The organism is Paenibacillus sp. 8b26 (assembly GCF_050626875.1).
Classification (GTDB): domain Bacteria; phylum Bacillota; class Bacilli; order Paenibacillales; family Paenibacillaceae; genus Paenibacillus.
In genome coordinates this window covers 5,001,876-5,023,117 of the sequence record NZ_CP192445.1, presented here as the reverse complement: position 1 = coordinate 5,023,117, position 21,242 = coordinate 5,001,876, and the positions used below count along the sequence as shown (strand labels likewise).

The following is a 21,242-nucleotide window of genomic DNA, read 5'->3' as shown; positions in this document are numbered from 1 at the left end:
CTCCTTTTAGAAGTATAAAAACAACACAAAAACATAGAGCATCATTGAAAATCCAATTTCCGCCATGCCAACTTGTTTTGCCTTTAATCCGAGTTTAGGAAGCCATATGGCTCGTATCAAAAAAATTAAAAAAGGAACAAACAGAAATAACTTTAACCAAGTAGCAAACAACAAAATCACCAAATGATAGATGACGGAAGCAAAATGGTAACGTATATTTTTTCTTTCACGAATGATCGTTTTGACATACAAAGCAGTTCCGATAAAGTAAAGCACCAAAAGCAAGAATAGCTCTGTTGCTACTTTCCAATCCTCTCCTCCCCCCATATAAATAACGGGGTATATAAAAGAACAAAAGAGTAGAATTGCAACAATGTCATTGAGTAAAGCACGTTCATTTTTCGTTTTTGCAAAATAAATATTAGCCATAAAAAAGAGCAATAGAAGAACTCCATACCAGATCAAGGCAGGCTCAAACCATATCAGTGAAATTAACAAAGGAATTAATATCACTCCGTATACAACGGCGGGTTTGCGGTATCTTTCACTGCTGCCTGTTTTGATCCATTGGAGGACAGGAAAACTGAATAAGTAGATAAAAAACCAGCACACAAATAGGGGTATATGAATGAGTTCCCCTCGAGAAGCAGCTAAACCGAATAAAAATGGAAGAATGAGCATGGCCCAGGCTCCATGTTGATTGGGTATGTATCTGCTTATCCCCTTCAAATCCTTGATCCTTTTTTCACAATCTTTATTATGTCTGTTATTTCGGTTAATCGATTCATCATCCATTCCCCCAAGATTGAGTTTTATCTTCTAACTTCATTCTAAGTATTATATGAAATTGAACCAATTAGGGAGTTCCCTTTTCCTTAGGTGGGAAAATCCTAACCGGAAAAATAACGCTATTTTCTTATGCTATACTGTACTACAAAAGGGAACAAAGAAAGGATGAACTGTTATGGGAGGACCTTCTTTACGTCAACTGCATGCTCATCATGCCATTCATCAAGGCGGGCTATCTGGCGCTCTAGATAAGACGAGAGAAGTAGAGGAATTACTCGAAGCAAAAGAATTCAAGGTGGCGCGCCAGGCTGCCGACCACCTGATCGAATATTGGGAAACCCGCATTCTCAGCCATGCTGATGCAGAAGAGGAAGGATTCTATCAGGAAATGGTCGAGAAAAAACCGGAACTGCAGGAGGCTGTCGTCAAACTTACACGGGATCATGATCTGCTCCGAATCATTGTAAAAGAGCTCAAAGCCGGGATCCGTGAAGAAGGGCTTACGCCTGAAGTTCTTCAGCAGTTCCACGCGCTTCTGGTTGTCAATGCCATTCATAGTCGGGAAGAAGAACGTTTGTTGTTTGAGGAACCGTCATGATCAAGATGTGACAAACGATTCACTCCCTCTATAAAAACACACCAAAGAAATAGTCCAACGCCTCTTGTGAGTATCCGTCATCTCCTTGCCAAGCTGCTACGGAATAAAAATCATGATTGCCGTTCTGTCGTTTACGGGGCGTGTCCTGTGGGACCAGCAGTCCGGCATATCCCCACACCTCCATGACTACATCACGCTCGTTTTTGCTGGATGGAAACACATCCCTCCAGCGCTTTTCCAATTGACGTGCACTGCTTTGAGCATCACAGTTCTGAACAGCTTCGAGCATGTTATGGAGTATAGCTAGATCCTCATCGGAAACCTGAACATCCTCTTCTTGACTGAACAATTCAAGGTCCATCCAGCAATACAGAAGGTGGTTCAGACGAATACCGCCCCATTTGATTCGTTCAAAATTCAGTACATTCAAATCTTCATTGACGTATTCCTTATCGGACATCATTTTATTAAAATTACAATCCCCACAGCTACTGTAATTGGGCAGGACGACAGGACGCTCACCATAGGTGTGAAAAGGAAGCCCTTCCGTTAATGTCCAGCTCGATAAGGCGCTTCGTAAATGAGCCTTTTTCGTGGAAAGACTGTGCAAAAATGCTGCTGCCACTCGTTCTTTTGTAGCCTTTTGCTGGTGCAGCTCATGTAACCTGTTTATAATCTCGTTATGTGTAATGGTGATCGGATCGAACATCAAGCCCTTACTTTTGGCATATTCAAAATCCTCACCCGAAAAAGATCCCCGCTCCTGCTTCCAGCCGCTGGAGGACCAGAATGTGTTCATCAGTATTTTCTTTGCCTTTTTATCCACAACACATCTCCCTTACTCATCCAACATCCCAACACCAAGCGCAGGGCTGTAGTTCATTTTATGTAAGATCGCTCAGACCAATTATCCCACGAAGTTGGAAATTCATCGCCCTGGAGCGAAATCTCCACGACAATTAGGCTTGTATCCTTAAAGCATACCGTCACGAAAAAATGCCGATGCAGCAAAGGAACCTGATCAAAGTGATACCAGATATAGTCATTACTCAGCTCCCTCACCGAATGAAAATTGCACTGCATAATGGAGCCATAACATGACCCTGGGCATCGATCGGTTGTTCCTCGTCCGGCAAAGCTGCTGTAACTTTACCAATCCAGCTTCTATTCAATGGAATCGGACAGTCTGCGTCCACCTGTATGAAAAAATAGTAGCATTACGTTGCAAAATCGTTCTTAGCTTTTCGCTAGAGCCGTTCGACATGTAATCTCTCCTTTATAAAAGAAATGCCACAACTTCCTCACCCGGTGTAAAGCCAAACTGGCTTAATCTATCTTCCAATTCTTGAATCTGCTGGAGATAATGCTCCGGCACAGAAGGCAGATCATTTTCATTCACTAACGTTCCTCCAAGTCTGGTACGTGCATATTCAGCACTTTTCCACATCGCCTCAAAAACAGTTTGCGGCTGCACAGTTCGTACCACATCCATACTGAAAATCAAATCTACAAACCGATCCTCCGCGAGTGTATCCAGCCAGAAAAATCCGGGTTCCGTTCCGGTATGCACATGCAAAATCTCTTCATCCGACATCGTAAACCCACTGAATTCAACGTCAATCAGCCAGTACGTATGTGAATCAGGCTCCACTTTATGGATACCGTTTATAGTTTGGACAGGCTCCTGTTCTAAGTCCAATGCAAGAATGCTCGACACATCCTCACTCCCATGTTCAGGTAAGTTCATGTATGCTCCTCCTCATTACCTGTTATTCTCTTTGTGATTTCCTATAATTCTCAATATATATTAAACTATATTTCATCAAGTACAAAATTCGAGAGGGGAGAAATCATGATGCAAAAATTTTCGCAAAAAGGTGTGGCCCTGTCCCTGCCTGTCATGATATCCGTATCGCTGATAGCTGGAGCGCTGTTTGCCAGTGTGCCTGCGGCGAGCGCGTCTGCTATTAAGGAAACGGTGCAACTATCCGGGCAGACTACTTACTACGGAGAGCTTGAGAACGGTCAGCCGAACGGACGCGGTACGATCAAATGGAGTGAAAACAAGCAGTATTCAGGCGATTTTGTGAATGGTAAGCGTTCCGGTACTGGAAAGTATATCAATCAGTACACCGATGCAGACGGACAAATCCATAAGGTCGTATACAACGGTACATGGAGCAATGACAATATGAGCGGCAAGGGTACACAGACTGAAAAAGTAACTCAAATGGACGGAACGATACGTTCGAATGAGATCCAGGTAGGTGCCTTTCAGAAAAATGGATTACAAAATGGCTACAAAGTAATCCACGCTGTCGCTGATCCAGATTACAGCTTCACTTACAAAAATGGCAATGAAGTGCTAAACATCCTGCACAGTAATCAGAATTTATTCCAAAGGTGGCAAAATGGAGAGCTTTTTTCTGTAAGCTATCAAAATGGCTCCATCCAAAAGGAATACTCCATGTTCCCCGAAGATACAGCCGCCAAAGAACGTCAAAGACAAGCAGCTATCAAATATCTTAAAGGAATTACCGCCAAGATCACACCTCACTTGCAGCAGTTCGAAAAGCTGTCCAAGCAGGTTCCTCTAAAATAAAAACTGAAGCGGCGCACATTATACATGGGTTCTAATTCTAATCAAGAGAGCCACTCCGTCAGATGGAAAGCTCCATTTTGAAAAGAGTGGCTCTTTTACGTCCCTATTCCTACCTTTCTCTCTTATTGTTCCTCATGAACTCGTACAAACGACTTATAAATATATGTAATCATTTTAATCACCCGAGGTAGAAATCATGGCTAAAATTATGGTTCCTCCCGAGAAACTGGAGGCGGTTTCCAGGCAGTTCGCCCAGGCTTGCGAGTTGGGTGTACAAATTTGCGGACAACTGTCACAGCAGATATAGCCATTAACGGTCTTTCGAAAAGCATGACAAACAAAATACGTTGACCATACACGATGGGAACGAGCGAAAAAAAAAGCGCTCCTGAATATACTATAGCTTGGCTCTATCGTATGCAGCTACAAGAGCTACAACCACGGCTGCCGAGTTGGTCGCAGCCAAGTCAAGATTGGAGTCAAAAGTACCCGCTGCTTCTGCGCCGGCAAGATCAGACAGAGAACGAACGGCCAGAAAAGGGACACCAAACTGATACGCTGTCTGGACGACCGCGGTCCCTTCCATATCCGTCACCTTGGCTTCAGGAAACTGGCTGCGAATAAAATGGACCCGCTCCGCTTGATAGATAAAGGAGTCTGCTGTCGTAATCAACCCGGTAACGATCTGCCCCTCAATCTTGGTCGCTGCCAGCGTTTTTGTCGCAAAATCAAGCAGCGCTGGCTCGACCGGATAACTTGCCGGCATCTGCGGCACCTGCCCGTAGGTGTAGCCGAACGCGGTTCCATCCACATCACTGTAAGTCAGCTCGGTCGCCACTACGACATCGCCAATACGGAGCGCTGGATCAAGCCCGCCAGCAGACCCGGTATTAATGACAAGCTCCGGGTTAAAACGCTCAATCAGCAGCGCCGTAGTCAAGGCTGCGTTCGCTTTACCAATTCCCGATTGCAGCAGAACAACTTCCTTCCCCTGAAGATGGCCTGTATAAAAAATCCCGTTCGCAATTTGGGTTATGCTTATCCCTTCGATCTGCGCTTTCAAACTAGCTATTTCTTCTTCCATGGCTCCGATAATGGCTATACTCAAAGTTCGTTTCTCGCTCCCTCCATGAATTCCCTGCATTTTAGTTTATTTTTTAAAAATGCCCGTTGCGGCGATTCTCTGCACCGCCTCCAGTAGCCGTTCTTCACTGTTCACCAGACTCACCCGTACATAGGAAGCTCCGGCACGACCAAAACCTTCGCCTGGAGCCACTGCAACTTGGGCCTCGTCTAATAAAAAGTCCGCAAAAGAAGCGGAGGTATAGCCCTCAGGCACCTTGAACCAGGCGAAAAAAGTTCCTTTGGGTGCGGCTACATCCCAGCCAATACCACGCAACGCCGCAATGAGAACATCGCGTCGCCGCTCATATAATGCCGCCAGCTCCCGCACCGGCTCCTGCGAACCCAGTAATGCCACAGCACCCGCATCCTGCACCGCTCCAAAAACAGTGCTATAAGCATGTGTATGATAATGCTTGAGCGCACCGATAACAGACGCGTTTCCAACAGCAAAGCCGAAGCGCCAGCCAGCCATGTTGTACGTTTTGGAAGCCGTATACGTCTCGACACCATATTCCTTGCCGCCGGGGATTTGCAATAGACTGAGCGGCTTATGCCCCCCAAACCCAAGGGCACTGTAAGCAAAATCATTCATAACCGGAAAACGGTACCGAGCAGCATAATCCAGCGTCTTCACCAGAAAATCTGCAGTAGCTACTGCTCCAGTCGGATTGTTCGGATAATTAATCATGAGCAATTTGACCTGCTCTGAAATTTCTTCCGGCACCGTTGTATAATCAGGCAAAAATCCATCCTTTTCATGGAGCGGAATCGTATGGATATGGGCTCTTGCCAGCGCAGCAGCGGAAACATATTGTGGGTACGCCGGGTTGGTGGTCAGCAACCAGTCACCGGGATTTAGCAATGCCTGCGGAATCCCCATTACGCCTATGGCGGAGCCGTTGAATACGGCAACCTCCCGATCGGGATCAAGCTCCACCTGATACTCCCGTTTATAGAACGCGGCGACTGCCTCCAGTGTGCTTTTTTTTCCGTGAAAAGGCGGGTAGCCCTGATTTATCGGCTGATCAACTGCTTCCTTCAAAGCGCTGATGATATGCGCCGGTGTCGGCTGATCCGGGTTGCCGGCTGCCAAATTGATTACATCTATTCCTTTGCTTTTGTACAGGTTCACTTTGTCGTCAATGACGCTAAAATAGTTGTCAGGCAGAGCCTTAACGAGATCAGAGGATGAAAAAATCACGTTCATTGCCACCTTTTATCCATAAGATACAGGCTGACAGTGTCAGCCCGCAGAAGACAGTAACCCCATATTATTTAAAATAGCTTGGCAGCTTATAGCCTTCATAAACCGGATTCGATTTGATGTACTTTTGGAATTCATCCGAATGATACCCCTCAATGATGTCTTTGACGAATGGCTTGTCCTTGTTCTTGCTATCCACAGCCACCACGTTCGTGAATGGGTCTGTCATATTTTCAAGCTGTAATGCCGAGGTCAGCTTCATTCCATTCGAAACGGCAAAGTTCCCCTGAATAGCAGCAAAATCAACATCCTCCAGTGCGCGGGGTCCCTGTGCCGGGTCAGTAGCCACAAATTGCAAATGATGCGGATTAGAAGTGATGTCGTTCACCGATGTTTGCAGTGGATCAATATTATCCTTTAACGTAATCCAGCCCACTTCTTTTAAAATATTCAGCGCACGCAGCATATTGACTGGCTCGTTCGGCAGGTTGATTTGAGCACCGTCGCTGACTTCGTCAAGGCTGGTATGCTTGCTGGAGTACAATCCCATCGGTGGAGTCGGAACCTGCACAGCTCCAACCAGATCAATATTCTCCCGCTTATTCATAGAAGCCAGATAGAGTGAATGCTGAAACACATTAGCATCAATATCGCCATTAGCCACAGCTTCATTAGGCTGAACGCCGTCTGTAAATTCTTTATATGTAATCTTATAGCCCTTCTTCTCCAAATATGGAGCCACTCCATTCTTGAACTGATCACTGTATGGACCCGGATTAAAACTGATGTGCAGTGTCTTCTTTTCTTCACTCGCACCATTTCCCAACGTATTCTTACTGCCACAGCCAGAGATAAACAGTGCGACTGCTCCCACCAACAGTATAAATGGAACCCATTTTTTCTTCATTTCAATTTCTCCCCCTGAAATCATCTGTTTTTTGTTGAGCTAGAATGTTGCAGCCCAATCAAATTCCGAGTAATCTTATGCGTTTATAAATATTACAATGATATTTTGATAACTGTCAACAATATTTGATAACACATCTTCTCCATAATAAAAAAAACCGCTTTTCGCAGCATGAAAAAAGACGCTCCCATTTCGGAAGCGCCTTTCAACTGTACTATTTACTTCGCTAAATTCAGCTTAGCATCCTTAATATCATACAAGGTTCCTTTGTTGCTATCTACGAGCTTTTTCATTTGTTTATTAGCTAGTCCGCTTGCAGGAACTATCGCATTAAAAATAACGCCATTTTTCTGTAATTGCTCGTTTATTTCGTCCACTGAAAAACGGGCTTTACCCAGCGCTGTATTTTTATCGTGAACGGGTGCATCTGTAATGAATATGATGGTTTTGGAATTAGAGCTTTTAGAAAATTTACTTGTAGCCAGCTGGATGGCCTCCAGCCCGGATTCTTTCAGATCCCCGCCAGCAGAAGGACGTAACGTATTCAAATTTCCTTTTAACTTGCTCTTATCCGCAGTAAAATCAAAATACTCCAAATCTTTATCTGCTGTTAAATTAATGTCCCGAAATGCAACAACGGCAAATTGGGAGCCCGATGGAACCAAATCAACAAAGCCTTTAACCTTCTGTCTTACATAATCCAGCGTTCCGGTCATACTACTCGTAACATCAATAACGAATACGATATCAGAAGATTTGGTAATGGTACTGGATATATTGTTCAGTATGGCAGGCTTCGATTGTGGCTCAGTGTTGTCCTCGTCTTCATCCATTAATTGTTCACTTTCATTTGTTGTTAAAACCTGTTGCGGGGCAAGAAAGATCACAACACTCTGAGCGGCAATATTCCACTTTACCTTGGCTCCCAGGGCCTCACTTACAAAGCGAATAGGAACCATCACTTTGCCGTTAATTAATCTCGGTGCCGCATTGAGACGCACTAACTTACCATTGATATAGGCATCTCTGGAGCCTACGGTTAACTTGATCGTTGTATTCCCTTTGGTCGCGGTAACGGTCTTCGTAGCACCATCCCATTTCACCTTCGCTCCAAGCCCCTCAAAAACAGCACGAAACGGCACCAGCATACTTCCGCTAATCGAAGTTGCAGGTTGTTCATATTGTTGCAGCTTCCCATCAATAAACACCAAAACCTGAGCTTTGTTATTATTTACGGGAATAAACTGGGGGACAGACGCTGCCGAATTTCCCGACTGATCCATCATTTTAATATAAAAGTAGTACCCGCCCGTAGACAAGTTCAGATTGCTCAAAGGGTAGCTAAACGTTGTTTCCGGATCGAACTGAATGCGTTTAAGCAATTGTTCTTCCGAATTTTTCACCATAACGTAGGAAGTGTACGTGGGCTGAATATTTTTCATCTTCAAACGAACTGTAAACGAAGTACCCGATGAATTGATCGTAAACGTACCCGGAAAGCTTTCTCCAGAAGGTATAGACAAAGGAATCTCGGGTGATTCATCTACAGCTTGATCTTCTTTAGACTCGATAACGGGCTGCATTACTTGAGGTTCATCAACAGATGGAGTGGCCACTAGTTCACTGATCGTTGGAGCCATTTTGGATTCCGCTTCAAGCTGAATGATTCTTGGATCACGGAAAAATGATATTATTGAGAATTTATCGGAGGGCTCTGTGTCGATGGTGTCCAATTTATTGTAGTAAAATTCAATTTTCGCCCCAAAAGGAGGTGCTGGTGCTTTATTTTCAATCGTTAGTGTTTTGTTCACGTAATCAACTGTGAAATCAGAAGGAGAAAAGTGCGTATTGTCAATAATTAAATGGGTCTTGGTGCCCTCTTTAATCACGTTGCGGGTCTTTATTTTGAAAGTACGACTCAGACCGTCTCCATTAGGAAGAGCTACACCCCACATTTTTCCGGCAGACCATTCCATGTCTGGTTCAATCGGAAACTCAATATAATTCTTTGATCCTGGATAAGGTGCTGCGTGAGTATCCGAAATTGTTATCGTAGAATTAGCATAATCAACCGAAAAATCTCCGGGGAAAATTTCAGTAAGATTGCTGTACAAACGAATTGGAGTACCTTGCTTAATACTATAGTCCATATTAAATTTAAACTCTTTGTTGATCCCGTTACCATCATCAAGTATAAGTATAAGCTTGTTTCCATCTCTTAGTACCATAGAATTGTCTGCATGTGCTCTTTCTGTTCCTACAGCAAACAAACCCATGAGTACCGTTGAAAACATAAATAAAAATATAGTCCTTCTGAACTTCATCCTTATTTCCCCTTTTTGAATCTTTCTTTTTGGTAAATCATAGCATAGGGTTAGATGAAGTTCATTCCATCTGATGGCAATTATGGATATTGTGTCTTACTTTTTTCCAAGCTGTTGTTCCATATTCATATTTAGCTCCTTGAATTGATTCTCATGCCGGAGTAGCCATTCCTTTCTCCATAAGCCCCCCGCATAACCCGTTAATTTCTGGTTGGAACCAATAATTCGGTGGCATGGAATCACGATACTCAGCTTGTTTTTCCCATTGGCGCTGCCTACAGCTCTAATGGCTTTTTCATTTCCAATCGAAAAGGCAATGTCTTTATAGGCCGCTGTTTCACCGTAGCCTACTTTCACCAAAGCATCCCATACATTTTTCTGAAAATCTGTGCCCTCAAAAACATAAGGAAACGTAAACTCATAGCGCGTACCTTTAAAATACTCGTCAAGCTGACTAGCGCACGCCTCTAAAACGGGGTGTGAAGTCTCGTCCAGCGTCGTAGTAGTTGATGTATCTCGATCAGAGAACATGATAGAATGGACGGCCTCATCTGTGCCCCATATTTCTATCTCTCCAATCGGGGATGCATAATTCAATAAATATAGCCTGCTCATAAAAGGATAACAACCTCCTGTGTCTATTAGATCTACAGCATCTATTCACTTATTCAGCTTCCTGTATTCACTAGGGGAACACTGTTTCAGACAGCGAAATACCTTATAGAAATTCGAAGGGCTTTGAAAACCCGTCTCATAGCAAATCTCAAGATTGGTACGCTCCGTACTTTTAAGCAGATAAGCTGCTTTATCCACTCTTATTTTTTCCAGATAGGTACGCGGGGTTTCTGAGGTTTCCTGTTTAAAGATTCGGTCCAGATAAAAGGGACTTACTCCAGCATAATCCGCAATATCCTGCAGTACCAGTCGTTCCTTATAGTGATTGACCAGGAAGGTAACCACAGTCTGGACAAGCCTGATATACGGTGAATGATCAATATGAGGTTGACATCTTTTACAGGCACGAAACCCCGCCTTTTCCACAGTGTCGATGTCATCATAAAACTCAACATTTACTTTTTTCGGCTTTTTGGATCGACAGGAAGGTCGGCAGTATATTCGGGTTGTTTTCACCGCGGTAAAAAACAACCCGTCATATTTACGATCACACGCCATAATTTTCTCCCACATTTCTTCAAAAGAAAGATTGATTTCAGCCATGATCGAATATCCTGTCCTTTCCTTTCTAAAGTGCATCATCACCCATATAAATGCGAAGTATCTTGTAGCTCTATTAACTGCTCGGCGTTCTTTTGCAAAGCAACCATGATATGATCCGAAAATGCATTGCCAAAGCTAAACCGTTTCACTCCCAATTGCTGAAGCTTACTGACATTCGTCAGACCCGGCAAGGATAAAATATTAAGCGGAGCATGTACCTGATGTACCACTTCCCTGATCTCATCGTCAACCTTCAAACCCGGAACAAAAATTCCGCTCGCTCCACTCTCCACATACGCTTTTGCTCGTTCGATCGTTTCGGAAAGCGGAACATCCTTTTGTAAATATGTATCCGTTCTCGCATTTATAAAAAAATCGTTAAATCCATGGGCATCCAGTGCTGCTCTTATTTTGGACAGAAGGTTACTATGCAGAACCACTTCTCGAAGTCCCTGTTGCTGTTTTAACGAATCCTCAATATTAATCCCTGCGACTCCCACATCTGCTGTCCTTAAAACATGCTCGACAATCGTTGCTGTGTCCTCCCCATACCCTGCCTCAATATCTGCCGACACCGGAATCTGGACATGATCTGCAATCGTCTGAATAATCCTTATATGCTGGTCAAAATCAATAAGCTCCCCGTCGGACAATCCAAGCGTATTCGCAATCCCCCAGCTCGTCGTTCCAATCGCCTGAAAGTCTGCCTTCTCCAAAGCCACGGCAGATAACAAGTCCCACGCATTCCCCAAAAACAAAAGTTCCTCTGATGTATGAAGTGCCTTAAATTGCTGTATTTTGTTCATAAATATAGCCTCCTGATAAGTGATGTATCTCATTTTATCAAGAGGCTGTCTTTGTTTCGTCCTCATTCTTGCCCTTATGGTCTGTGGGAATCTATTTACTTTTAAAATGCTTATTCAAAAAGTCGATCATAACCTGTGTGACCTCGGTCTGAAGCCAGTAGTCGCCTCCATGAGCTGCACCTTTCACCACGTATCGTATGGAAATCTCAATCACAAGGTGTAACCAAGCAAAAGACCAGTGTTATTCTGGATTTTATTGAAAAAGGTCAAAATGGTCATCTAATCATTCCCGTTGGGACAAAGAACTCTCGCGTCAAATTCCAAGCTTTCAATGAAGTCAGTCGGCGTGTATTGGTTGAAGTCGAGCGGGGCGGTAAAAGCGTTCTTTCCGTTTTTTATGCATTCTACGAATCTAACTTTAAATTGGAAAAAACGGACCAAATAGGTCCATTTATCCAGTTATAAATCACAAAATTTGAAATAAAATGGTTATTTAAGCTCTGTTCAATCATATGCTTCTTACGTATACTCTTGCTAAATCAATTCGAGTTAGAAGCAAAGCTACGCTAAGGGGTTAAAGGCGTATTTGCTGCTGACACAGAATCATTTTTTCTATAAGCAACATTTCTTTTAGCCTAAAAGTATAAGCGCTTAAACGATGTGCTCATGAAAGGAGGAATATTATCGCGTAAATACATCCTATTTACCCCATATTTTATTTATATGGAAAGTTACATGCTTATGTTATTGGTAAATACGTACAATTTTCATAATAGGAATAATCCGTAAATGATTATTTCATAATTACATTATTATTAGGAGAAGTTATATGTATAAAATAAGTAATAAACTCGTTTCCAATAAAACAAAGTTCTTTATGATCTTGCTAAGCTTTACTGTAATTTCTTCATTCTCTAGCTTGTCCGGCCCTTCACCTGCCAAGGCTTTTGCTGAAGAGAATGGAACTCCGGTACAGAAAACGATCGATTTAAATGAGAGCTTCGACAACTCAAATGAAGCTAGTATAGAGCCATTATCCCTTACCAGCGAAGAAGCTACTAGCCAAGCAGCGGTTGCAGCTATTGATCATGATGCTAATTTCTCACCTTCAACACTTCAGTTTCTGAAGGATAATACAGGACTCGACGGTGAGCAATGGGATAATATTATGAAGTTAGTGAACAAACCAGAGCAAGATTCTTTGAAATGGACTGAATTCTATGGCTATGCTGAAGATATCGGCGATAATCGCGGATACACCATTGGTATCTTTGGAGCAACAACAGGCGGTTCAAATGATACGGGACCTGATGGTCCGGCCTTATTCAAAGCTTTTGATGCTGCTAGTGGAGCTAGTAACCCTTCCATTGCAGGTGGATTAACACGTGCTGGTCTAAAGGGGAAAATGAGTGGTTCGATTCTAAAGCTCAGCGATAGCGATAGTGTAATCAAGAAGAAGATCAACGCTCTCCAAAACAATGAAGCTTGGAGAGAAGCCATGTGGCGTACGTTCTATGACACCTATATCGAATATAGTGTACAGCAAGCACAGAAACGCGGATTTAATTCTGCTCTGACGATTGGATCATTTGTCGACACAGCACTCAATCAAGGCGCTACTGGTGATTCAGGTAGTCTTGAAGGAATCCTCTCACGTTCAGGCAGTAGTACGAATGAGAAGACGTTCATGACTAGCTTCTATGCTAAGCGTACATTGGTTGTCGATACCAACGATTATAACCAACCTCCCAATGGTAAGAATCGTGTGAAACAATGGAGTTCTCTCTTAGCTTCTGGCGAAACAGATCTTAAAAACGCAGATTCAGCCGTGATCAAAGCAACTAATTGGGAAATGAAGTAAATAACAATATACTTAATAAGGAGGGCATATCGTATGCCCTCCTTTATCTATTTCCATGAAAATTTAGTTGGTGATGACTGCTGTCTTCGATCGATGCATCTTCAAAATAACGTGACTTGGAGAACCGACACAAAATACTCCAGCTTTGAAAGACTCATAGGTTCCTCCTGCACAAGTCAAAAAAATAATCCATGATTTGAAATTTGTGATTCGCAATTACAGCCGCCCCCGATCTGCTATTATCAAAACCACTCCCCCCATTCTCTCGTACAGTTTCTCTCATCATTCGAGTATGTAAGTCGCGTGTACAAATAGAAAAACTGCCCCGGAAGCCCGAAACTTGCAAGCTCCTGAAACAGTCTTGTAAAATGTTCATTAAGTCGAAAAGGAGGTCGCTAGATCAAATGATAGCCGGATGGAAGTTTCCCGGTACTGCGGATATTACGGATTTGCTGCAACGTTAGACGTTGATTGGTAGAAATAATAGATTCTACATCATTCCCACGTATCAGATCATTCAAGTCGGCGATGCGACGATTGCCTCTATAGACACGAAAATCCCCTCTAAAACGCGTGCCTGTAAAAAGTACAAGGGTAGCATCGCTGCTGGTAGAAAAGAATCGCAGGCTCTCTATGCCATCGAGAATGGTATCCTTATCACGAATACCTAAATTTCCCGTATATACTCTGCTCGCCCCCCGAAAATTTTCTTCACTAAAGACGGTAAGGCGCGGATACGTTTGAGATACAAATGCTTTGCTGATCATGTTGTAAACCCTCCTTTCTACTCCAGCTTATGTTCACTGGAAGTTGGTTTGGGCGGGGAATTACCATTTCACAAAATCGTTCTATGATTTCATAAACAAGGAATAGACTTGAAAAAGGAACGTATGTTCTATATAATCTAGCTTAGCACATTGTATAATCCTGAACTAACGGAGATGCGGACATGGACAATAAATTTATTGAGGAACTGCGCGAGATTAGCAGAAATGACAAGCGCAGATCCGAATTTCTCATCAAGGGTATGAAGGAAACACTTCAGGAAAGAAAAGAAAAAAACTTTATCGAAAGATGGATTTGGCGTCAAAAAAACAAGAAGCGTATAGCGCGGAAGTTTAAATCCTGATAGATTCAACAGACATTCTCTCTAACTGTTAGTAGCCTGCACCATGTTTAGTAACACACATAAGTACATAGAGAGGCAACCAATAACAGCACCTGAGGAGGATCAGAATGGACCTTCAACCCTTCACTTTAAATATTGAAAGTCAGGATATTCAGGATTTGAAAGAAAGGCTGACATAGTTGGAATGGACATCCACTTCATACATGAACGGGGGAGCGGATCAAATCCATTGCCCCTGCTCATTCCACACGGCTGGCGCAGCACCTTCTACAAAATACTTGACCTGATTCCATATCTTACGCATCCTGAAAAAATCGGGGATGATCCTGAAGATTCCTTCGATGTGATTATCTCTTCAATCCCCGTAGCTGGCTAACCAGGCTCTGCGCTTCATTCATATAGAACAACCCGACGCGATTGTCGGGTTGTGCCATCTTTTATACGTTCTATATCTACTCTTGCCTTTCACTCACACAGTTCTTTATACTTCGGGTCTTAACCATTGTGCTTCATAACCCATATCGATCATTGTTGATAATGCATCTTCAATCTCCCATGTTTCTTTTCCTGTCCATCCGCTTTCTAAGCCATGCAGTATCCATGCTCGAACATTTTTCGGATGATTAAGATTATAAATTTCCGAGACCCCACTCCTATGGTTGTACAGTTCGACGCCTGTAGCTAATGGACTACCTCCAATGGGATCATTCCATGTCAAGAAGGTAACCAGGAGGGGGGCAATCTTTTTCCCTTCCCAAAAAACTTTTAATACATTAATGCTTCGACCATTCACAAAATGATCATTCAGTAAGTATTCATAAGTTTGCCCTTCGACCACAATCTTCCTTATCTTTTTCTTCATTCATTTCTCCTTGTAAAATCCTGCGTTAATCCCATTATTGTCATATCTATATTTCAGAGGTACAACTATATCATAACTGATTTTTAGGGGGCAAAGGAATGATTGTACAGCTAGTCCCAAACGACCATGTATTAGAGCAAAATATATTCTTAGCTGACGAAGTTCGCAATTTGATCCATCGTATTTGTGAGTCAAAAGGATCAATATGCCTCAAAACGTCCGATGGAAATATGATCTTCGCTCAATCACAAGGACATAGGGCGTGGCTATGGATATCACAACAAATAACCGACATTCAGAAATCGGCCTATATTCAGGAACTCTTACTTTATTTAAAAGGGGCTACTATATCAGGTGTATGCGGCGATTCTGAAACGGTTAAGAGCTTTGCAAATGCTTATGCCAAACATCATGCTTCTCAAGTACATATACACATGGTCATGGAGTCTTATTTCTGTCCCAAGTCTAACAAACCCTCAGATGTTGAGGGAATCATACGGCATGCCATTCGAGAGGACGTACAGTTAGTTGCAGGAGGTCATCAAAGCAGGTGATTTATATCTTTGGATTGTAAAAAATACTCCAGTGTCCATGGCAAATATTGCTCACCGTTCTCCGAGACATGCTCAGATTAATGCTGTTTATACCCCAACTAATTATCGAAAGAAAGGTTTTGCCAGCGCAATTGTGGCTAATCTATGTTCCATCTTGGAGAGTGAGCATTTAGTACCTATACTGTATGCAGATTTAAAAAATCCTACATCCAATCAAGTTTATAAAAATATCGGATTTATTGAGGGTGGTACAATTACCGACATTCAATTTGAGTAATAGTCCGACTATATAAGCCTAACTTGAAAAATTCACATCAAAACGGAGTAGGTGGAATGGTGCTGTACAAGCGAAGCGGTGGCGATGGGAAGCACCATCCGACTGCGCCGTGGCACCATAGTAACTTTCCAGTTCGGCTTATATAGAGGAGATATTGCTGCTAAATTTAAAGAGGGGCTCTAAACCATCTCCATGGCCGGGACCCCTCTTTTCTACTTACCTATATACCTTATTCCGTAACACTCACTTGCGTTTGAACTGAGGATCTCCGTGAAAGTAAATACGTAGCCACAATGGCGATAGCGACCCCCGCTGCTCCAAACCAGGTGATGGAAGCCAGCGAAACCTGACCTACAACCACGCCACCAATTCCGGCTCCGGCTGCCATTGCAAGCTGCATCGTTGACTGATTAAGACTCAGCATCACGCCAGAAGACTCTGGTACGAGAGTGACCAGATTATATTGTTGAGTCGGCCCCGATGTCCAGGCTGCGAACGACCAAAGGATCAATAAAGCGAATACTGCGATCAGGGAGTGGGCTGCAAAGGGAAGTAAGAGCAACGAAATCATATGCAGCACCATGCCTCCGAATAACGTAAAGGGAATGCCCTTTCTATCTGCACTGTATCCACCGATTTTCGACCCGATCAGACTGGCAATCCCGAAGGCGAGTAATACGATGCTCAGCATATCCTCTCCTACACCTGATACATCCAGCAAGTATGGTGAGATATAGGTATATGCAAGTGAATAACCTCCAAGCCAAAAGAAGGTAATGCCTAATCCCAAAGCGACTTCGGGCTTTTTTAGAAGAGCAAACTGTTGCAGTAAGGGGACAGGTTTATCTCCTTTTATACGGGGAATCGTCATAGCAATAACAATCAGGGCGATAATCCCTGCCAAAGCGATGCCGAGAAATACGGTTTTCCATCCATATGCGGTAGATATCATTCTGCCAAGCGGAATACCAATAATTAGCGAGGCTGTAAAACCCATGGTGACCGTAGCAATGGAGCTGGCCTGCTTGCCGGCTGGAGCAATTTTCGCTGCAATACTTAGTGCCGTCACCACGACCATCCCCGCCCCGAGTGCCATGAGAATACGTGCGGCAATAAACATGCCAAAACCCGGCAGAACAAAGGAGAGCAGATTGGCAACTGCGAACAATCCGAGGGAATACAGGAGCAGTTTACGTCTGTCCATTTTAGCGGTGACTGCCATCAGAATCGGCGTGCCAATCGCGTAGGCAAGGGAGAAAACAGTAATTAACTGACCTGCGGCGGCCACTGTAATTCCCATCGTAGTTGCAATTTGATCCAGAATTCCCGAGATAATATATTCAGATGTTCCTACCAAAAAACTGATAATTGCCAAAATGTATACTTTCCACGTGCTCTGCATTTTATATAACGCCTCTTTTCTATTATATTTTTATATTTTTACAAATATCGAAATTAGGAATAAAAAAATTATGTCATCAGGTATGGGGCATATTTCTTCGCTACTTCAACATCCAGGCTGTAATAAATAAAGGTGCCCTCTTTACGGAACGTTAGCAGCCCGGATTCTGCCATTTGCTTCAGGTGGTGCGATAGCGTTGAAATAGCAACACTGTTTAGCTTCTCACCCAGAACAGAGCAGCATTGGTCACTTTCCTCTTTCAGCAAAAATGCTATTTTGAGACGAGTCGGTTCTCCAAGCGCTTTATATATTTTTACAGCTTGTTGCATTTCCGTTGTATCTTTCACCCAGTTCGACTTCCTTCTGTTCCAGTCTTAATTTCGATGTTTGTCGAAATAAAGTTAACACAAACATTTGTAAAAGTAAACCCGCTTATTATAAAGTCACAGCCTTTTTTACACTCTGTGGTGTGAATGATGGTCCTTCTCATCCTATAAATACCCCCCATCCATAAAGGATGGAGGGAAAAATGATCTGAGTAGAAAGGGGGAATCATGGATGCCATGGCGTTAATTCGGGCTTGCCGTGGGTCTGACAATAATTTCATTAACATCTACATCCGCTGGCTGCTCCATGGCATACAGAATGGAACGGGCAATGGCATCAGGCGAAATCGAAATACGACGGTACTCTTTCATTCCTTGCCGGGTCTCTTCATCTGAAATACTGTCAGCAAGCTCGGATTCGGTTACTCCCGGCGATACCAGCGTCACACGAATATCTCCCCCCACCTCCAAACGCAATCCTTCAGAGATCGCCCGAACCGCATACTTCGTTGCGCAATACACCGCTGCAGTTGGGGTTACACTATACGCGCCAATAGAGGCGATATTGATAAACTGACCAAATCCTTGCTTTTTCATAATCGGAAGCCCTGCCGCAATCCCATGCAGAACGCCCCGTATATTTACATCAATCATGCGATCCCATTCCTCTACCTTCAGGGCTTCTAATTTTGAAAGAGGCATCACTCCCGCATTGTTCAAAATTACATCCACACGCCCAAATGTTTTTTCCGCGTACTTAATGAACGCTTCCATCTGGTCCCTCTTAGTCACATCCAGTTGCTGATAATCAGCCGATCCACCTTTAGAACGAATCTCGGATGTCAGAGCCTCCAGTCGCTCTGTGCGTCTGGCCCCTAATATTACATAAGCCCCATGGTGAGCAAGTAAACGGGCAGTAGCTTCACCGATTCCACTGCTTGCCCCCGTAATAGCTACGACTTTCCCTTTAATATCCAACATTCTTATTCCTCCTCTAGTTAAAAATATCACTGAAACAGATTACTTTTTTACTTCCCTGTAAAAAACCATCCCTGCATGATACAAAACACCATTTTTGAATACACCATCTGCCGTAAATCCGGTGTCGTCCACATATTCGATATAGTCATCTTCTAAGATATAGCTGCCTGTATAGGCACTTTGTCTCTGACCCCGTGCTTCATCATAACGGCCATTAGGCAAGAGTTCGTGACGGATATTTCCGTCTTCAGTTACCCACATCCCTATATAGGGATGCTGCGAAGCGTGTACACTTTTTTCCGCTTTGTTACTCTCCATGACTCCCACTCCTTTGCACTTCTATTTTTTTCTCAATTGCTCATTAGGTGTTGTATCTGCATCTTATTATGAGAGGAATGTCCATCAGCCCGGTAGAAGAATCAGAGCAAATTATTGCCTAATCCTCCAAAGCCCCTTAATATGTAATAAACTACTGAAAATTAAAACGGGCTACGTTGCAAAGAAGGGATGTGTCATGATGGGGGCAACCAAAATAGAAAGTTCTACCATGGAAAAACAAGCCGAGTTGGCAAGGCTTATAGAACGATTTTCAAATCAGGACGGAGTTCTCACTACAGCCATACCTTCGCTTCATTTCGTCCGAAGTTCAAATACAACCGTTCCGATACATCAAGTCCATGAACCTGCTTTATGTATTGTGGCACAAGGCAGAAAAGTCGTGATGCTCGCAGAGGAAAGTTACCATTACGGCACATTCGACTACCTTGTAGTGTCGGTGGATTTGCCGATATCCGGGCAGGTCATCCAAGCGTCAGCAGAAGCTCCTTATTTGTGCCTCCGGCTCAATTTTGATCCGCATCAGGTTTTGGACCTGATCAAGGAATCTGCTTTTCCCACAAGCCCAATGCCTGATTCCAGACGAGGCTTGTATGTAAGCCAAACTAACTCACTACTGCTGGATGCCGTGGTAAGGCTAGTGCATCTTTTGGAAAACCCGCAGGATGTTCCGGTGCTGGCTCCATTAGTCATTCGTGAGATACTGTATAGGATTTTACAGGGTAATCAGGGGGAATCCTTAAAACAACTGGTCATGACCGGCTGCCATTCCAACCGAATCGCAGAAGTCATAAAGCGGATTAAGCAGGATTATGATAAGCCGTTGCGTATTGAGGAATTGTCCAAACTAGCGAATATGAGTCCTTCGTCACTACATCGTCATTTTAAAGAGGTTACGGCTATGAGCCCAATGCAATATCAAAAACAATTACGTCTACAAGAGTCCCGCCGCCTGTTGTTATCCGAATCAGCGGATGCGGCAGATGTCGGTTTTCAGGTAGGTTACGAGAGTCCCTCACAATTCAGCCGCGAATACGCCCGCTTGTTCGGCCTGCCTCCAATTAGTGATATCAAACGCTTGCGCTCGGATCAGGATCACCCGACCATTTAACCCGTTGTTAGATGAACATCTGAAACCACTGGTTCTACTAACGCTTATCCCGATCATACATGGCAGAATGTAAAAAAACAGTACAAAACAGCCGCTCCTCCGGTAGAGACGCGGCTGTTCAATATATTCCTCTATGCATGTGGTCATCACTATTTGAGCATCAATACGGATTATCCAGCTTGACGAACAAGGCTCGAATGACATCCTTCTCTGCCGTAGTAAGCTTTTGCCCTGCCTGCCATTGTTGAATCTCTTTCTTGACTTCCTTTGGTTCTCTATAGCTGAGAGCATACCCGATGCTTCCTATACCTTGTGTGCGGTTGGTTTTGTCCATATTTGCCAATGCTCGAGTCATCGCAGTTCTGTCTCTTGTAAACAAATCTCCCATAAGACCAGCATAGCTTTCGCTTAAAGCTCCATCCAATCCTTCAGAAGCTCGGATCACATTTGGAAAACTTTCCGATGGAATAAAAGCGCGCTGCCTATACAGATATTCGATGATTTCCAGGCTTAGATGTTCATTGATTTCGTTCATCTTTCCCCATTGGATTCCTGCTAAATGGTCCGTCATGTGACGTACTTTTGCTTCATCACTGAGGGATGAATCCTTATAAAAGGAAAGCACCAGCTCCTCTTTACTTTGCTGGGTATGCTGCGTATTGGCTGCAGTTTGCTTGGACTCCCCATTGTTTACCCCGGACGGCGCCGCAGTTTCAGCATCCTGTCCCACTGGATGGGGAGTGCACCCTATGATTACAGCCAGCAATAGTGCAATACAAGCTACAGAAACGAACACGCTACCTTTTGACATGAATACACTCTCCTGTCCG

The 21,242-nt window shown here is 43.5% G+C and carries 25 protein-coding genes; 8 read left to right on the top strand and 17 right to left on the bottom strand.

Annotated elements, in window-relative coordinates; translation table 11 throughout:
* Window positions 1-6: 6 nt before the first annotated feature.
* On the bottom strand, window positions 7-795 hold the full coding sequence (locus ACQ4MX_RS23360; protein ID WP_431087595.1) for a YwiC-like family protein: 789 nt from the start codon (window positions 793-795) through the stop codon (window positions 7-9).
* Between the two features lie 169 nt (window positions 796-964).
* Between ACQ4MX_RS23360 and ACQ4MX_RS23355 the strand changes: the two genes are divergently transcribed.
* Window positions 965-1,387 (top strand): hemerythrin domain-containing protein, encoded by a 423-nt coding sequence (locus ACQ4MX_RS23355; RefSeq protein WP_025682831.1) that lies wholly within the window; start codon window positions 965-967, stop codon window positions 1,385-1,387.
* 28 nt (window positions 1,388-1,415) lie between these two features.
* Here ACQ4MX_RS23355 and ACQ4MX_RS23350 read toward each other — a convergent pair whose 3' ends face one another.
* Together ACQ4MX_RS23350 and ACQ4MX_RS23345 are read right to left on the bottom strand one after the other, a co-directional pair.
* Window positions 1,416-2,213: a hypothetical protein gene (locus ACQ4MX_RS23350; protein ID WP_431087594.1), complete on the bottom strand. Its 798-nt coding sequence runs from the start codon at window positions 2,211-2,213 to the stop codon at window positions 1,416-1,418.
* Between the two features lie 450 nt (window positions 2,214-2,663).
* Window positions 2,664-3,134, bottom strand: a complete 471-nt coding sequence (locus ACQ4MX_RS23345) for a cell division protein ZipA C-terminal FtsZ-binding domain-containing protein (protein WP_431087593.1) — start codon at window positions 3,132-3,134, stop codon at window positions 2,664-2,666.
* Between the two features lie 108 nt (window positions 3,135-3,242).
* Between ACQ4MX_RS23345 and ACQ4MX_RS23340 the strand changes: the two genes are divergently transcribed.
* Entirely contained in the window at window positions 3,243-3,989 is a 747-nt protein-coding gene (locus tag ACQ4MX_RS23340; RefSeq protein ID WP_431091394.1) for a hypothetical protein, read from the top strand.
* Window positions 3,990-4,386: 397 nt separating this feature from the next.
* Here the strand turns inward: ACQ4MX_RS23340 and ACQ4MX_RS23335 are convergent, their stop codons facing one another.
* From ACQ4MX_RS23335 to ACQ4MX_RS23305, 7 genes are all read right to left on the bottom strand, one after another.
* On the bottom strand, window positions 4,387-5,097 hold the full coding sequence (locus ACQ4MX_RS23335; RefSeq protein WP_431087592.1) for a 5'-methylthioadenosine/adenosylhomocysteine nucleosidase: 711 nt from the start codon (window positions 5,095-5,097) through the stop codon (window positions 4,387-4,389).
* Between the two features lie 42 nt (window positions 5,098-5,139).
* Window positions 5,140-6,315 carry an aminotransferase class I/II-fold pyridoxal phosphate-dependent enzyme gene (locus ACQ4MX_RS23330; RefSeq protein WP_431087591.1) on the bottom strand — a complete coding sequence of 392 codons (1,176 nt, stop codon included), beginning with the start codon at window positions 6,313-6,315 and terminating at the stop codon, window positions 5,140-5,142.
* 70 nt (window positions 6,316-6,385) lie between these two features.
* Window positions 6,386-7,225 (bottom strand): MetQ/NlpA family ABC transporter substrate-binding protein, encoded by an 840-nt coding sequence (locus ACQ4MX_RS23325; protein WP_431087590.1) that lies wholly within the window; start codon window positions 7,223-7,225, stop codon window positions 6,386-6,388.
* Between the two features lie 218 nt (window positions 7,226-7,443).
* The gene (locus tag ACQ4MX_RS23320; protein WP_431087589.1) at window positions 7,444-9,549 is read right to left on the bottom strand and encodes a stalk domain-containing protein; all 2,106 of its coding nucleotides are present in this window, start codon (window positions 9,547-9,549) and stop codon (window positions 7,444-7,446) included.
* Window positions 9,550-9,645: 96 nt separating this feature from the next.
* Window positions 9,646-10,164 (bottom strand): methylated-DNA--[protein]-cysteine S-methyltransferase, encoded by a 519-nt coding sequence (locus tag ACQ4MX_RS23315; protein ID WP_431087588.1) that lies wholly within the window; start codon window positions 10,162-10,164, stop codon window positions 9,646-9,648.
* Between the two features lie 45 nt (window positions 10,165-10,209).
* Window positions 10,210-10,767, bottom strand: coding sequence for a bifunctional transcriptional activator/DNA repair enzyme AdaA (locus ACQ4MX_RS23310; protein WP_431087587.1), 558 nt, complete (start codon window positions 10,765-10,767; stop codon window positions 10,210-10,212).
* A gap of 38 nt (window positions 10,768-10,805) precedes the next feature.
* The gene (locus ACQ4MX_RS23305) at window positions 10,806-11,573 is read right to left on the bottom strand and encodes an isocitrate lyase/PEP mutase family protein (RefSeq protein ID WP_431087585.1); all 768 of its coding nucleotides are present in this window, start codon (window positions 11,571-11,573) and stop codon (window positions 10,806-10,808) included.
* An 829-nt stretch (window positions 11,574-12,402) separates the two neighbouring features.
* Between ACQ4MX_RS23305 and ACQ4MX_RS23300 the strand changes: the two genes are divergently transcribed.
* Complete coding sequence (locus ACQ4MX_RS23300) at window positions 12,403-13,434, top strand: chitosanase (protein ID WP_431087584.1); 1,032 nt, start codon at window positions 12,403-12,405, stop codon at window positions 13,432-13,434.
* A gap of 395 nt (window positions 13,435-13,829) precedes the next feature.
* Here ACQ4MX_RS23300 and ACQ4MX_RS23295 read toward each other — a convergent pair whose 3' ends face one another.
* Window positions 13,830-14,201 (bottom strand): hypothetical protein, encoded by a 372-nt coding sequence (locus ACQ4MX_RS23295; RefSeq protein WP_431087583.1) that lies wholly within the window; start codon window positions 14,199-14,201, stop codon window positions 13,830-13,832.
* A gap of 182 nt (window positions 14,202-14,383) precedes the next feature.
* Between ACQ4MX_RS23295 and ACQ4MX_RS23290 the strand changes: the two genes are divergently transcribed.
* Window positions 14,384-14,563, top strand: a complete 180-nt coding sequence (locus ACQ4MX_RS23290; RefSeq protein WP_014282729.1) for a hypothetical protein — start codon at window positions 14,384-14,386, stop codon at window positions 14,561-14,563.
* Window positions 14,564-14,738: 175 nt separating this feature from the next.
* Entirely contained in the window at window positions 14,739-14,939 is a 201-nt protein-coding gene (locus tag ACQ4MX_RS23285) for an epoxide hydrolase N-terminal domain-containing protein (RefSeq protein WP_431091393.1), read from the top strand.
* Window positions 14,940-15,044: 105 nt separating this feature from the next.
* Here ACQ4MX_RS23285 and ACQ4MX_RS23280 read toward each other — a convergent pair whose 3' ends face one another.
* Entirely contained in the window at window positions 15,045-15,425 is a 381-nt protein-coding gene (locus ACQ4MX_RS23280) for a hypothetical protein (RefSeq protein WP_431087582.1), read from the bottom strand.
* Window positions 15,426-15,523: 98 nt separating this feature from the next.
* Between ACQ4MX_RS23280 and ACQ4MX_RS23275 the strand changes: the two genes are divergently transcribed.
* Together ACQ4MX_RS23275 and ACQ4MX_RS23270 are read left to right on the top strand one after the other, a co-directional pair.
* Window positions 15,524-15,979, top strand: a complete 456-nt coding sequence (locus tag ACQ4MX_RS23275; RefSeq protein ID WP_431087581.1) for a hypothetical protein — start codon at window positions 15,524-15,526, stop codon at window positions 15,977-15,979.
* A complete protein-coding gene (locus ACQ4MX_RS23270) occupies window positions 15,954-16,256 on the top strand; it encodes a GNAT family N-acetyltransferase (protein ID WP_431087579.1) in 303 nt (100 codons plus the stop codon). Before ACQ4MX_RS23275 ends, ACQ4MX_RS23270 begins: the two co-directional genes overlap by 26 nt.
* A gap of 229 nt (window positions 16,257-16,485) precedes the next feature.
* Here ACQ4MX_RS23270 and ACQ4MX_RS23265 read toward each other — a convergent pair whose 3' ends face one another.
* The 4 genes from ACQ4MX_RS23265 to ACQ4MX_RS23250 all read right to left on the bottom strand — a co-directional run bounded on the left by ACQ4MX_RS23265 (window position 16,486) and on the right by ACQ4MX_RS23250 (window position 19,283).
* A complete protein-coding gene (locus ACQ4MX_RS23265) occupies window positions 16,486-17,658 on the bottom strand; it encodes an MFS transporter (RefSeq protein WP_431087578.1) in 1,173 nt (390 codons plus the stop codon).
* Between the two features lie 68 nt (window positions 17,659-17,726).
* Window positions 17,727-18,005: an ArsR/SmtB family transcription factor gene (locus ACQ4MX_RS23260; protein WP_431087577.1), complete on the bottom strand. Its 279-nt coding sequence runs from the start codon at window positions 18,003-18,005 to the stop codon at window positions 17,727-17,729.
* Between the two features lie 222 nt (window positions 18,006-18,227).
* Entirely contained in the window at window positions 18,228-18,965 is a 738-nt protein-coding gene (locus ACQ4MX_RS23255; protein WP_431087576.1) for an SDR family oxidoreductase, read from the bottom strand.
* A 39-nt stretch (window positions 18,966-19,004) separates the two neighbouring features.
* Window positions 19,005-19,283, bottom strand: coding sequence for an Atu4866 domain-containing protein (locus ACQ4MX_RS23250; protein ID WP_013311369.1), 279 nt, complete (start codon window positions 19,281-19,283; stop codon window positions 19,005-19,007).
* A gap of 199 nt (window positions 19,284-19,482) precedes the next feature.
* Between ACQ4MX_RS23250 and ACQ4MX_RS23245 the strand changes: the two genes are divergently transcribed.
* Window positions 19,483-20,412 (top strand): AraC family transcriptional regulator N-terminal domain-containing protein, encoded by a 930-nt coding sequence (locus ACQ4MX_RS23245; RefSeq protein ID WP_431091392.1) that lies wholly within the window; start codon window positions 19,483-19,485, stop codon window positions 20,410-20,412.
* A 160-nt stretch (window positions 20,413-20,572) separates the two neighbouring features.
* On the opposite strand, the gene ACQ4MX_RS23240 is transcribed toward ACQ4MX_RS23245, so the two are convergent.
* Window positions 20,573-21,223 carry a hypothetical protein gene (locus ACQ4MX_RS23240; RefSeq protein ID WP_431087575.1) on the bottom strand — a complete coding sequence of 217 codons (651 nt, stop codon included), beginning with the start codon at window positions 21,221-21,223 and terminating at the stop codon, window positions 20,573-20,575.
* Window positions 21,224-21,242 lie beyond the last annotated feature (19 nt).